Origin of the sequence: Parapedobacter defluvii, assembly GCF_014642075.1 — a bacterium.
Classification (GTDB): Bacteria; Bacteroidota; Bacteroidia; order Sphingobacteriales; family Sphingobacteriaceae; genus Parapedobacter; species Parapedobacter defluvii.
This window is the reverse complement of the sequence record NZ_BMIK01000002.1, coordinates 559,106-571,480: the sequence shown is the minus strand read 5'-3', so window position 1 is coordinate 571,480 and position 12,375 is coordinate 559,106. Positions and strand designations below refer to the sequence as shown.

General features: G+C 52.1%; 12 protein-coding genes and 1 tRNA gene. 8 read left to right on the top strand and 5 right to left on the bottom strand.

Annotation, left to right across the window (positions count from 1 at the left end):
- The first annotated feature begins 2 nt into the window (after window positions 1–2).
- The 3 genes from IEX60_RS06275 to IEX60_RS06265 are packed head-to-tail and all read left to right on the top strand — an operon-like array spanning window position 3 to window position 2,938.
- Entirely contained in the window at window positions 3–731 is a 729-nt protein-coding gene (locus IEX60_RS06275) for a galactosamine-6-phosphate isomerase (RefSeq protein WP_188748566.1), read from the top strand.
- Window positions 728–1,651, top strand: a complete 924-nt coding sequence (locus IEX60_RS06270) for an ROK family protein (protein ID WP_188748565.1) — start codon at window positions 728–730, stop codon at window positions 1,649–1,651. The genes IEX60_RS06275 and IEX60_RS06270 overlap by 4 nt, the downstream gene beginning before the upstream one ends.
- Before the next feature lie 12 nt (window positions 1,652–1,663).
- Window positions 1,664–2,938 carry an MFS transporter gene (locus IEX60_RS06265; RefSeq protein ID WP_188748563.1) on the top strand — a complete coding sequence of 425 codons (1,275 nt, stop codon included), beginning with the start codon at window positions 1,664–1,666 and terminating at the stop codon, window positions 2,936–2,938.
- A 2-nt stretch (window positions 2,939–2,940) separates the two neighbouring features.
- On the opposite strand, the gene IEX60_RS06260 is transcribed toward IEX60_RS06265, so the two are convergent.
- A complete protein-coding gene (locus IEX60_RS06260) occupies window positions 2,941–4,173 on the bottom strand; it encodes a TCR/Tet family MFS transporter (protein WP_188748561.1) in 1,233 nt (410 codons plus the stop codon).
- 173 nt (window positions 4,174–4,346) lie between these two features.
- Here IEX60_RS06260 and IEX60_RS06255 point away from each other — a divergent pair.
- The 3 genes from IEX60_RS06255 (at window position 4,347) to IEX60_RS06245 (ending at window position 5,026) form a co-directional block, all read left to right on the top strand.
- Window positions 4,347–4,421, top strand: a tRNA-Val gene (locus IEX60_RS06255).
- A gap of 65 nt (window positions 4,422–4,486) precedes the next feature.
- Complete coding sequence (locus tag IEX60_RS06250; protein ID WP_188748559.1) at window positions 4,487–4,711, top strand: addiction module component CHP02574 family protein; 225 nt, start codon at window positions 4,487–4,489, stop codon at window positions 4,709–4,711.
- 9 nt (window positions 4,712–4,720) lie between these two features.
- Window positions 4,721–5,026 carry a type II toxin-antitoxin system RelE/ParE family toxin gene (locus tag IEX60_RS06245; RefSeq protein WP_188748557.1) on the top strand — a complete coding sequence of 102 codons (306 nt, stop codon included), beginning with the start codon at window positions 4,721–4,723 and terminating at the stop codon, window positions 5,024–5,026.
- A 27-nt stretch (window positions 5,027–5,053) separates the two neighbouring features.
- Here IEX60_RS06245 and IEX60_RS06240 read toward each other — a convergent pair whose 3' ends face one another.
- Window positions 5,054–6,706 carry an FAD-binding dehydrogenase gene (locus IEX60_RS06240; protein ID WP_188748555.1) on the bottom strand — a complete coding sequence of 551 codons (1,653 nt, stop codon included), beginning with the start codon at window positions 6,704–6,706 and terminating at the stop codon, window positions 5,054–5,056.
- A 57-nt stretch (window positions 6,707–6,763) separates the two neighbouring features.
- On the opposite strand from IEX60_RS06240, the gene mtaB reads away from it, so the two are divergent.
- The gene (mtaB, locus tag IEX60_RS06235; protein WP_188748553.1) at window positions 6,764–8,083 is read left to right on the top strand and encodes a tRNA (N(6)-L-threonylcarbamoyladenosine(37)-C(2))-methylthiotransferase MtaB; all 1,320 of its coding nucleotides are present in this window, start codon (window positions 6,764–6,766) and stop codon (window positions 8,081–8,083) included.
- Between the two features lie 3 nt (window positions 8,084–8,086).
- Here the strand turns inward: mtaB and IEX60_RS06230 are convergent, their stop codons facing one another.
- From IEX60_RS06230 to IEX60_RS06220, 3 genes are read right to left on the bottom strand one after another with little or no spacing between them, the layout of a single operon-like run.
- The gene (locus IEX60_RS06230; protein WP_188748551.1) at window positions 8,087–9,079 is read right to left on the bottom strand and encodes an MlaD family protein; all 993 of its coding nucleotides are present in this window, start codon (window positions 9,077–9,079) and stop codon (window positions 8,087–8,089) included.
- 3 nt (window positions 9,080–9,082) lie between these two features.
- Window positions 9,083–9,856, bottom strand: a complete 774-nt coding sequence (locus IEX60_RS06225; RefSeq protein ID WP_188748549.1) for an ABC transporter ATP-binding protein — start codon at window positions 9,854–9,856, stop codon at window positions 9,083–9,085.
- Between the two features lie 3 nt (window positions 9,857–9,859).
- On the bottom strand, window positions 9,860–10,621 hold the full coding sequence (locus tag IEX60_RS06220; RefSeq protein ID WP_188748546.1) for an MlaE family ABC transporter permease: 762 nt from the start codon (window positions 10,619–10,621) through the stop codon (window positions 9,860–9,862).
- A 312-nt stretch (window positions 10,622–10,933) separates the two neighbouring features.
- On the opposite strand from IEX60_RS06220, the gene IEX60_RS06215 reads away from it, so the two are divergent.
- Window positions 10,934–12,310, top strand: coding sequence for a DUF6600 domain-containing protein (locus tag IEX60_RS06215; RefSeq protein ID WP_188748544.1), 1,377 nt, complete (start codon window positions 10,934–10,936; stop codon window positions 12,308–12,310).
- Window positions 12,311–12,375: the final 65 nt, after the last annotated feature.

Genomic DNA, 12,375 nt, shown 5'->3' with positions numbered 1-12,375 from the left:
CCATGGACGTTACGTATTACGACGATTACGAGGCGATGAGCCAGCAGGCCAGTGCCCTCATTACGGCGCAGCTGGTACAGAAACCTTCCTCCCTGCTGTGCGCTGCAACCGGAGGGTCACCAAGCCGGACGTATGCCCTGCTCCATCAGGAAGCAGGGCAACGTCCCGGGCTTTTCACACAGGTAAAGTTGATCAAGCTGGATGAATGGGGCGGCCTCCCCCCGCAGCATCCGGCTACCTGCGAATCGTATTTGCAGGCGCAGCTGATCCGGCCCCTCGGTATCAGTAACGACCGTTACATCGCCTTCCAAAGCGATGCAGTTGATCCGGCAAAAGAGTGTGTCCGTATCCAGCGGGAACTTTCCCATTCCGGCCCCATCGACCTGTGCGTGCTGGGTCTCGGCGTAAACGGGCATATCGCGTTTAACGAGCCTTCGGATGGATTGCAGGCTGCCTGCCATGTCGCTGAGCTATCCAGCCAGTCTTTACAGCATGCCATGGTTGCCGGTATGTCTCCGAAACCGGCATACGGATATACGCTGGGCATGGCTGACATCCTGCAGGCGAAACAGGTTATCCTACTGATCACCGGCAAAAACAAGGAAAACGCAGCAAGGGGGTTACTTTCCGGGAAAATCACGAGCCACCTTCCGGCCTCTTTTTTATCTTTACACCCCAACGCATGCTGCCTGATCGATCGGCAGGCCGTCTCATTTGAACAAATAACATGAAATACGCAATCGCCATTGATGTAGGGGGCACCCGGATCAAGTATGCACTGGTCAGCCATTCGGGAACGATTGAATATGAATCGACAAAAGCCGTTGACCGGACGGGCAACCAACCGCGCGTCATCGATAGCCTGAAACAAATCGTGTCCGAATTACAGAACCAGGCTACTGCGGCACAAGGAACTGTCGTGGGCATCGGAATCGGTGTACCCTCCATCGTGGATCAGGGTGTCGTCCTTTTTGCCAACAACTTACCCGAACTCGATGCGATCAATCTGGAATCGGTGATGGGCAACTTTGCCCGGCTACCGGTACATGTAGCCAATGATGCTGACCTCATGGGGCTGGGCGAAGTACGTTACGGCAGTGGCGAGGATATTTCGGATGCGGTTTTCCTTACCGTAGGCACGGGTATCGGCGGGGCGCTCATATTGAACAGGCAATTATACGGAGGCTATAAACACCGGGGCGGCGAACTCGGGCATATTACCATCAACCACCTGGGGGTGGCCTGCTCCTGCGGGGCGCGCGGATGTCTGGAAGCGTATGCTTCGGTAACAGCCCTGACGAACCAGTACCGGGATTTATTAATTGCGAACCGCAAACCACTGCCTCCGGTCATAGATGGGCACGCGGTCTTCAGCCGCTACCGGGCGTCGGAAAAAGAAGCAGTGGCCGCCCTGCAGCAGCATTTTGGTTACATGGCCGCGGGCATCGTCAGCCTGATCCACATCTTCGCCCCCCAACAGGTCATCATCGGCGGGGGTATCTCCGAAGCCGGGGAAGTCTATATCGACCCCATACGCCAACGTGTATATGCCTCCGCAATGAAAGAAAGTTCCTGTTTCACCCGCATCGTCGCTGCCTCGCGGGGAAACAAAGCCGGTTTTTTAGGGGCAGCCACGCTTGTATTCGGTTAAATACCCATCTCTATGAAGAGCAACAACTTACTCGTTATCCTGATTCTCTGCATCTGGTTCCTGATATCGTTTGTTACCAATATCCTGGGCCCCATGCTGCCCATTATCATCAGCGATTTTCAGCTCAGCCTTACGCTGGCGGCATTTCTCCCCTTTTCTTTTTTCCTTGCTTATGGCATCACGTCTATCCCCGCTGGTATGATGATCGAACGCTTTGGTGCACGGAACGCCCTTTTGCTCGCCTTCGGTTTGGCTTTCGCTGGTTCGACGCTCTTCGTCCTGATGCCCACCTATACCATTGTCCTCGTTTCCCTATTTATTATCGGTATGGGCATGGCAATGCTTCAGGTCATTATTTTACCGCTGATGCGTGAAGCAGGAGGAGAAAAAAATTACGCATTCAATTCGGTACTGGCACAGATCGTTTTCGGACTGGCCTCTTTCCTGAGTCCTTTTGTTTTCAGCGGCATCATGCACGCGCTGACCCGGCCCAACAATCAACCGGCGGTTGTTTCGCTGTTACATCGCGTCATTCCCCCGACACTGCCGTGGAGTTCACTGTACGTATTGTTCACCCTGGTTTTTGCTGTGATGCTGCTGGTCATTGCCTGCGTAAAATTTCCGATGATTGTGCTGAAAAATGAGGAAAAGACCGGTTCCATGGAGAACTACAAGGAGCTGCTGGGGCAAAAGAAAGTATGGTTTTTCTTCTTCGGAATCGTAGCCTATGTGGGTACGGAACAGGGACTGGCCAATTGGATGAGCCAGTTCCTGGATCACTACCACCACATTGACCCACTGACCGGCGGTGCAAAAGCCGTTGCCTGGTTCTGGGGGCTCATGTCCCTTGGCTGCCTGCTGGGGCTGCTTTTGGTAAAGTTGATGGATGCCAAGCGGGTATTGCAGGGCTTTTGCATATTGGCGTTGATCAACCTGTTTTTGGCGCTGTTCGGAAACCGCGAAGTAGCGCTCCTTGCTTTTCCCTTCTGTGGCATCTCCATCTCCGTTATGTTTTCCATTATTTTTTCACTGGCGCTGAACTCGATGGATAAGCATCACGGTTCCGTTTCAGGCATTTTGTGTACCGGTATTTTTGGAGGTGCACTGATTCCGTTTATCATCGGATGGCTGGGCGATCTGATCGGCTTACGGTATGCCATGTGCTTCTTAAGCATTACCATAGGCTACATGTTCCTTGTCGGCCGCTTTTCAACCCCCCTGGTCCAAAATCAAACCATCCGGCTTAGTGAGGTGTTTACATGGTTCCCTAAGCGGGGCACGCGTTAAAATCACGCCGAAACGGCTGTTATTTTTTCCCGCGTCAATATCCGGCGGACGATCCACAGGCCTCCCAACATACAGATGGCCCCCATCAGAAAATGGATTCCCGGAAAGTGAAACGGCGCCTGGGGGGTGGTAAAATACGAAAATGCATTGTTCATGATCAGCGGCCCCAAAATCGTGGTCAGGCTCATCAGGCTGGTCAGCGCCCCCTGCAATTCTCCCTGCTGGCTGCTCTGCACGTGGCCCGCGATCAGTGATTGCAGGGAAGGTCCACTGATCCCGCCCAGGCAATAGGGCACCAGAAAGACGAACATCATCCATCCCTCGGTGGCAAAGGCAAACAGAACCAGTCCCAAGGCGTACAGTGAAAGCCCCAGGTAGATACTTTTTTCGTTTCCGATTTTTGGATTCAGTATCCGTGTCAGCCCACCCTGAACCAAACCCGTCAGCACACCGACAACCGCCAGGGAAGCGCCCACCATCCCCTCGCTCCAGTCGAAGCGATAAATGGTAAAGAAATTCCAGCTGCCCTGTACCGACTGAGCGCCCAGGTAGATCAGGAAAAAGCTGATCGCCAGTCCGCCGATTTCCTTATGCTGCATCAGGAACCGGAGCGATCCCAGGGGGTTCGCCCGCTTCCAGTCAAAGGCCCTCCGGCTACTCTTGGGAAGCGATTCGGGCAACAGCAGAAGCCCGAACAAACAATTCAGCAGGCAAAGTACAGCAGCGGCATAAAAAGGCGCCCGCAGTCCCCACGTGGCCAACAGCCCTCCCAGTGCAGGTCCCAGCACAAACCCCAGTCCGAAAGCGGCACCGATCAATCCGAAATTCTTCGCCCGGGTTGTCTCATCCGTACTGATATCGGCAATATACGAGGAGGCTGTCGTAAAGCTGGCCCCGGTGATACCCGCAATGATACGGCCCACGAATAACCACCCGTAAGTGGGGGCCCAGGCCAGAATCAGGTAGTCAACCGCAAAGCCCAGCAGCGAAATCAACAGCACGGGCCGGCGCCCGAACCGGTCACTCAGGTTACCGACCACGGGTGAAAACAGAAACTGGGTGATCGCAAATGAAGACAGCAGAAATGCCCCATAGGTACTGGCAACATTCACCGGTATGCCTTTGAGCTCGGCAATCAGATCGGCCATTACCGGAATGATCAACCCCCACCCCATCACATCGATTAACAAGGTGACGAAGATAAACCCGATGGCAGCCTGTTTGGTATTACGCATAAGATTCCGATGTGAGCATAAATCGGGCCAATAATAGTAATATTTTTTTACGGTTTGGTGTGGCTGTTTGCGACAACTTATAGGCAAAACGCGACAATTACTTCGTCCTGGTTTCAGCAAAATCAAAATTCATTTGCATCCATTTAAAAAAAGCCTATTTTTGCACTCACCAAGGGAAATTAGCTCAGTTGGTTCAGAGCACTACCTCGACAAGGTAGGGGTCACAGGTTCGAGCCCTGTATTTCCCACACTTACTTTCCGTCATCCAACAATCCATCATTGTTTTTTAACTGTTTTTAACTACATTTGCTATATGAGTATCCAATATCTCTCAAACGAAAAAGGGAAAATTACCGCGGTACAGCTCCCTATCAAAGAGTGGGAACGCATCAAAAAGCAATATCCCGATATTGAAAATATCGATGCAGAGTTGCCTGACTGGCAGAAATCTATGTTGGATAAACGTTTGGATGCTATTGCGAAAGACAATACGAAAGTACATCCGATTGAAGGATTATTAACCGAGCTTGATCGATAAGGTCTGCCCATGGCTTGGAGGTTAACCTATTTCGAAAACGTTGCAGACGATGTCCGTGACGCAAAAGAGTGGTATAGGGAGCAGTTACCTGGTTTGGACAAGCGTTTTGCGGTTGCTGTCAAGGCAACGATACGTCGCATAGCTAATCATCCATTACATTACGCCTTGAAATACAAAAATATCAGAACAGCATTGGTTCCGGTATTTCCTTATGCAATACATTTTTATATCGACAAAGAAGAAAAGATAATTACAATAATCGCCATTGTGCATACGAGTCGAAATCCGGATATACCCAGAAACCGCGTTTCTTAAATAGCCGGTGTAACATAGATACCGTTATCACAATACGTTTGCGATCGCCCTCCCACAAACCCGGCCCGAGAAAATACACCCTCCGAGAAACGTACCCTCCAATGCCCGGTAGCCGTGCATGCCGCCGCCGCCGAATCCCGCCACCTCTCCCGCTGCATACAAACCCGGTATCGGTTCTCCCGACGCACCGATCACCTGACCTTCGAGGTTAGTTTCCAGTCCGCCCAAGGTTTTCCGGGTGAGTATATGGAGCCGCACCGCGATCAGGGGACCCTTATCCGGGTCCAGGATTTTATGCGGTTTGGCCGTACGGATGAGTTTATCACCCAAGTAATTCCGGGCCGAACGGATCGCATTGATCTGCGAATCCTTCGAAAACCGGTTGTCGATCTCCCGGTCGCGTGCTTCAATCTCCATTTGGATCAGGTTGGGGTCCAGCAGCGTATTGCCTGCAAGTTCATTCATCGCCGCTACCAGTTCCCGCAGATTGTTCCGTACGATAAAATCTTCCCCATCGGCCTTGAAACGCTCTACGGGCGGTGTCGCCTGCGTTCCGAACGCCCGTTTCAGCACCTGTCCCCATTTTTTATCGGTCAGGTCGGGGTTCTGCTCAGAGCCGGATAAGGCAAACTCTTTTTTCAGTATCTTTTGGGTCAGGATAAACCAACTGTAGTCATGTCCCGTGTCCATCACGTATTTCAGTGTACCCAACGTGTCAAAGCCGGGATACAGGGGTACAGGCAGGCGTTTACCAGTCGCGTCAAACCAAAGCGACGAAGGACCGGGAAGAATCCGGATGCCGTGGTTGGTCCAGATGGGATTCCAGTTTTTCACCCCTTCGGTATAGTGCCACATGCGGTCGGGGTGGATGACCTTCCCGCCGATTTCCTGCACGACCCCCAGCATCCGGCCATCCACATGATCGGGTACGCCGCAAACGATGTTTTTGGGAGCACTTCCCAACCGGGCGGACCAATTCTGCCGCACCAGCGCTTCGTTGGCACCGATGCCCCCGGAGGTTACCAGCACTACGGGCGCTTTCAGCTCAAAGGAGGACGTTACCGTGTCGTTGCTCCTCTTCCCCCGCGCCACGTGGCTATCTTCGAGCAGATCACCCGCCACACCCACCACGGTGCCGTTAGAGGTCAGCAAACGGGTCACCCGATGCCGGAATTTCAGGGTTATCTTCCCCTCTTTTTGGGCGCGTCGCACCGCTTCGACAAAGGGCATGACCACACCCGGTCCCGTGCCCCACGTGATGTGGAAGCGGGGCACCGAATTGCCGTGTCCGACGGCGCCGTAGCCACCCCGCTCTGCCCATCCTACAACCGGGAAAAACCGGATACCGAACGACCGCACATAATCCCGCTTTTCAAATGCAGCAAACCGTACGTAGGCCTCCGCCCATTTCCTGGGCCAGTAATCCGATATGCGGTCAAATCCGGCCGTTCCCATCCAGTCCTGCCAGGCGAGTTCATAGCTGTCTTTGATGCCCATCCGCCGCTGTTCCGGCGAATTAACGAGGAACAACCCACCGAACGACCAATAGGCTTGTCCCCCGATGGATTGTTCCGGCTCCTGGTCCATGATGACCACCCTGCGACCTGCTTGCGCCAACTCGGTGGCCGCAACCAGTCCTGCAAGACCGGCGCCGACAATGATTACTTCGGGATGTTCCATTCACCCAAAGATAATCGTTGCAGCCCGAAAAAAAAATGGTAACTTTGCGCTTTGAAAATGAGCAGGAAAGTCGCTTTTTATACGTTGGGATGTAAGCTGAATTTTTCAGAAACATCATCCATTGGCCGTATTTTCCAGCAGGCTGGATACGAGACTACCCCTTTCAACAGCCGCGCCGACGTATATGTCATTAACACCTGTTCGGTTACGGAAAATGCTGACCGCAAATGTCGCAAGGTCGTGAAGGAAGCCCTGAATCATTCGCCCGGTGCCTACATCGTTGTGGTGGGCTGTTATGCCCAATTAAAACCCCGCGAAATCACGGAAATACCCGGTGTAGATATGGTACTCGGCGCTGCTGAAAAATTCAATATCATTGAGCATATCAATGACTTAACCAAACAACCGAAAGCGATTGTTTATAATGCTCCGATTGCGGAAACCAACCAGTTCGTTCCCGCTTTTTCAATCGGTGACCGTACCCGCACCTTCCTGAAAGTCCAGGATGGGTGTGATTATTCCTGCACGTTTTGCACGATCCCGCTGGCAAGGGGCGCAAGCCGCAGCGGCACCATCGCCGACTTGGTGAAACAGGCGGAAGACATCGCGGCATCCGGCGTGCGGGAAATTGTGCTTACCGGCGTAAACATCGGCGACTTCGGTATCCGGAACGGCAATCGCGAAGATCGCTTCTTCGATCTGGTGAAGGCACTGGACCGTGTGGAAGGAATCGACCGTTTCCGCATCTCCTCCATCGAACCAAATCTGCTCAGCGACGAGATCATCGAATTCGTGGCCCGGTCCGACCGATTCGTCCCCCATTTCCACATCCCCCTGCAATCCGGATCCAACAAGGTGCTCGGGATGATGCGCAGGCGCTACAAACGGGAACTATATGCCGGCAGGGTGGCCCGGATTAAGGAGTTGATGCCCGATTGCTGCATCGGCGTAGATGTGATCGTCGGATTTCCCGGCGAAACACGGGAAGACTTTCTGGAAACGTATCAATTCCTGAACGGCCTTGATATTTCCTACCTGCACGTTTTCACCTATTCCGAACGTGAAAACACCATTGCTGCGCAGATGGAAGGTGCGGTACCGGGCGCGCAACGCGGTGAGCGCAGTAAAATGCTGCACATCCTTTCCGACAAAAAACGCCGGGCTTTTTACGAATCCCAGTTGGGCAGAGAAAGTGCTGTGCTATTTGAAGGGGATGTCAAGGATGGATACATGCACGGTTTCAGCCGCAACTACGTAAAAGTCCGTACCCCGTACGACCCACTGCTGGTCAATGAAATCATCCCCGTGAAATTCTCAAAAATTTCAGGTAGTGGCGAGGTCGAGGCCGAGGAAATCCCTGAATTGCTATCCCATTAATCTTTACTGCCCACTCTCTTTCGCTTCCTTTTCCGCCTGCTTCCGCTGTTTCCGGAAAAATCCGCGGAATAAGAAATTATGCTGCAGAGCCTCCATGTTTTGGTCCAGTTTCTCGGTGCTCAGTTCCAGATTCTGCAGGGTTTGTTTAATGTTTTCGGCAGCCTCGGGGTCATTCAGCAATACACCCACCGCGTTATCCTTATCATCCAGCTTACCTGCTGTCTGATTCAGATTGGTCACCAATGCAGAAGCGGTTTGTGTAATGCCCTGCAATTGGGCTACGGCCGACTGCAAATTACCGTAAACTACCGTATCTGTAAGTAGGTCATTTATCAATGTACCCTTTGCATTCAATTTATCCGTCAGCTGGTTTAGTGCCTGCGAGGCCCGTGCGGTATTCGATGCAGTTTGATCGAGATTGGCGATCATCTGCCTGATGTGGATCGCCATCAATGAGTCTTTAAGTACCGCACCCACCGCACCTTCGCCCCGTGCAATCCGTTCACTCACCTCACTGAAATTTTTGGTGATAACCGCCAGGTTCTGGTTATTCACCTGCAAGGTTGACAACATCGCCTCCAATCCGCGTTCCTCTGCACTCTGTAGCACATCTCCGTTTTCAATAGGGGGCGCTTCACTGCTGCCGCCCTCAATAACGATCAGCTTGTTTCCGATAAAACTTTCCGAGCCGATTTTGGCTACCGCATCTTTTCGGATGTATTCATGTGATTTCTCTTCAATGGCCATCACAATCTCTACCTGCTGGAGATTTCGAAAGGTAATGCTTTTGATCGTCCCGATTTTCACTCCCGAAAACCAAACGTTATTGCCCGCTTTGAGGCCGCTCACGTCATTAAAGACGGTAGATACATGAACATTCTTGGAAAAACGGTTCTGTTGGCCGCCAAGCACCAAAATACCCGCTACCAGAATAACCAGCCCCACCAGCACAAACAACCCCACAATAATTGAACGTTTATTTTCTGTAGCACTCATAAATTATGTGATAAAATTATAGTCATAAAACGGTTTGACCCGTTCATCGTCCGTATCAAAAATCTGGTCAAACTCACCTTCCCGCTCAAACTTGCCATCGAGCAGCATGACGATCCGGTCGCCCACGCTTTTGGCGCACGCCAAATCGTGCGTGATGATGATGGAAGAGGTCTTGTATTTTTCCTGCACTTCGTTGATAAGCCCGTTGATCTCAATGCAGGTGATCGGATCCAGGCCAGCCGTCGGTTCGTCGTACAGCATGATTTCCGGACGGAGTATCAGCGTTCGTGCAATCCCGATCCGTTTACGCTGCCCACCCGATAACTCCGAAGGCATTTGATTGATCGTATGCAGCAGTCCCACGGCATCCAGTACATCTTCCACCTCATGGTTAATCTCCCCACGCGACAGATGCCGTTTATTGCGCACCAGCGGAAACTCCAGGTTCTCACGGACGGTCATGCTATCATACAGCGCACTGTTCTGGAATGAAAAACCGATTTTCAGCCGGAGCTGCTGTAATTCCTTTTCACTGAGCTCATCCACATGTTCCCCCAGCACTTCAATGGTACCCAAATCAGGTTTAAGTAATCCTGATATCAGCTTGATCAACACGGACTTACCCGTGCCAGATCGGCCCAGAACCACCAAATTTTCACCTTTAAACAGGTGCAGGTCCACGCCGCGCAGCACATGCAAATCGCCGAACGACTTACTCACATTCTGTACGGTGATGACCTCGGTGTCCCGATCGATATGTCCTCCTGATTTTAACATGACTTAAGCGCGCATAGCCTGAATAATCTGTACAATCAATATTTCCTCGATAAATATCAGAAACATGGACATGACGACCGCCCAATTGGCAGCCCTGCCCACGCCTTCGGTTCCTTTGGATGAATGATATCCCTGGTAACACCCCACAATGCCAATGGTAAACCCAAAAACCACGGCTTTCAGCACCAGCGAAAAGATATCCAGGTAGGTCACTGCCTCAAACACCTGATCAAAGTAAACGGTGAAGCTCGTGTTTTCACTCTGATTGACACTCAAAAAAGCACCGATCAGTCCGACACCGGCCGTGTAGAACGAAAGGATGGGTATCGTAATGGTTGTCGCCAGTACCCTGCTAACCACCAAAAACTTGAATGGATTGGTACCCGATACTTCCATCGCATCGATCTGCTCCGTTACCCGCATCGAGCCCAGCTCCGCCCCAATCTGCGATCCGACCTTACCCGATGCAATCAGCGCCGTAACAAGCGGCGCCAGGGCACGGATAATCGCAATAGATATCAGCGCGGGCAACCAGGAGGTGGCACCAAATTCGGCCAGCGACGGGCGCGATTGATTGGTGAATACCACACCGGTAATAAAACCGGTAAGCGAAATCAGCGGCAATGACTTCCATCCCACCTCGTAACATTGCCGGATAATTTCCTTGAATTCGTAGGGAGGCATGAATACCTCCCGATAGAAACGCATGACAAACCGATGGATATTCGCTAATTCGATCAGTATGCGCTGTATCTTCTTTATCATCGGGGATTTTAGCAGTTAAAGGCTACAAAAATAGAAGTTTAATTTTAATATCCGTACATCGGCAGCAAACACTTACGCCACTTACGCCACGGATGCACGGATTAACACCAATCATCCGTGCCCATCAGTGTATCCGTGGCAAACAACAGCGCCGCCAATTCACAGATTAACAGCTATTTTGGAAAAATGTTCTATAAAAATTAAAATGTAACAATCAGGAAGACACCCGGGCTCCCATTAAACCATTGCCCTTCCCTTACAGTCATACCATCAGAAACGAACAAAAGTGTTGTACATTTAAATCAGCATGTCATGAAAACGTTAAAAAACACCGGACGATCATTATTTACTGCATTGGCCTTCGTGGTTCTTGCAGCAACCACTCCTGTGAAGGCTCAGCCCGGTATGAGCGTTTCCTTCCAATTATTCTATGACGAGCTTGCACCTTACGGGGATTGGGTAAATGATCCCGACTATGGATATATATGGCTTCCCAATGCCGGACCGGATTTCCAACCTTATGCAACCAACGGTCACTGGGTAATGACTAGTTACGGCAACACCTGGGTATCCAACTATGACTGGGGTTGGGCACCTTTCCATTATGGAAGATGGACTTACACCGATTATTACGGATGGGCCTGGGTACCGGGATACGAATGGGGGCCTGCTTGGGTGAGTTGGAGAAGTGGAGGTGGCTATTATGGCTGGGCACCGTTAGGTCCCCGCATGAGCATCAATATCAATATCGGCATTCCGCATAGCCATTGGGTATTTGTGCCGCAACGCTACATATGTAGCCCGAGAATCTATAGCTACTATGTACCTTACCGGAACCGGGTTAATATCTATAACCGCACGACCATCATTAATAACACGTACGTGTATAACAACCGTACGTATGTAAGCGGCCCCCGACGCAACGAGATCGAGCGGGTAACCCGCAGCAGGGTAACCGTACGAGACATCAACAGTTCCTCGCGCCCCGGAAGGGCCACGGTTAACAGCCGCTCGGTAAGCATTTACCGCCCCGAAGTCGATCGGAATACCCGTTCAGCTGCACGGCCTTCACGCGTAGCCGATGCGGCAACCGTACGGTCGGCCAGCACCCGTACGAGCAGTTCACGTACAGGCGGCCGTACCGAAGCTACCGCTCCGCGGAGCTCCGCTGCAACACGTAGTTCCGCAACCCGGAACAATAATACGGCAACCCGCAGTTCGCAGGTAACGACCCGCGAAAATAACAATACGACCCGGGCTGCCCGCACAACGGAAAAACGGACGGAAGCTACTGCGCCAACCCGGCAGTCGACGCCGGCACGTACACGCTCGGAATCCGGCACCACACGGGCAACCCGTACCGAACGTAACAGCGCCAGCAGCCCGCAGGTTAGCAACCGTTCGCAAACGACCAACAGCAGGCAAAGCAGCTCGGCTCCCAGTTCGCGCCCATCCGTACGTTCTACAACCCGGGAGAGCAGGCAGCCGGCGGCACAGATGCAAACCGTGTCGTCACGTAACAATGTCAGGTCTTCCGGCACACAAAACGGTACCCAAAGCCGCAGCTCGGTATCTTCCCGCACGTCTTCACGGCCAAGCGTATCCGCAAGCCGCAACTCAGAACGGAGCAGCAGCGCTGCGCGAAACCGTTCATCTGAACGGGGAAGTTCATCGTCACGCAGTCGGTAATACCATTCCCTTTATATTAAAACGTGAAGCCGTCTCAGAAAAAGTGGGACGGCTTCTTCATTGCA

Excerpts from the sequence above, each read along its gene's own strand:
- IEX60_RS06225 (WP_188748549.1), bottom strand. The coding sequence starts at position 9,856 with ATGTTAAAATCAGGAGGACATATCGATCGGGACACCGAGGTCATCACC.
- IEX60_RS06265 (WP_188748563.1), top strand. The coding sequence starts at position 1,664 with ATGAAGAGCAACAACTTACTCGTTATCCTGATTCTCTGCATCTGGTTC.
- mtaB (WP_188748553.1), top strand. The coding sequence starts at position 6,764 with ATGAGCAGGAAAGTCGCTTTTTATACGTTGGGATGTAAGCTGAATTTT.
- IEX60_RS06250 (WP_188748559.1), top strand. The coding sequence starts at position 4,487 with ATGAGTATCCAATATCTCTCAAACGAAAAAGGGAAAATTACCGCGGTA.
- IEX60_RS06220 (WP_188748546.1), bottom strand. The coding sequence starts at position 10,621 with ATGATAAAGAAGATACAGCGCATACTGATCGAATTAGCGAATATCCAT.
- IEX60_RS06215 (WP_188748544.1), top strand. The coding sequence starts at position 10,934 with ATGAAAACGTTAAAAAACACCGGACGATCATTATTTACTGCATTGGCC.
- IEX60_RS06275 (WP_188748566.1), top strand. The coding sequence starts at position 3 with ATGGACGTTACGTATTACGACGATTACGAGGCGATGAGCCAGCAGGCC.
- IEX60_RS06270 (WP_188748565.1), top strand. The coding sequence starts at position 728 with ATGAAATACGCAATCGCCATTGATGTAGGGGGCACCCGGATCAAGTAT.
- IEX60_RS06240 (WP_188748555.1), bottom strand. The coding sequence starts at position 6,706 with ATGGAACATCCCGAAGTAATCATTGTCGGCGCCGGTCTTGCAGGACTG.
- IEX60_RS06260 (WP_188748561.1), bottom strand. The coding sequence starts at position 4,173 with ATGCGTAATACCAAACAGGCTGCCATCGGGTTTATCTTCGTCACCTTG.
- IEX60_RS06230 (WP_188748551.1), bottom strand. The coding sequence starts at position 9,079 with ATGAGTGCTACAGAAAATAAACGTTCAATTATTGTGGGGTTGTTTGTG.
- IEX60_RS06245 (WP_188748557.1), top strand. The coding sequence starts at position 4,721 with ATGGCTTGGAGGTTAACCTATTTCGAAAACGTTGCAGACGATGTCCGT.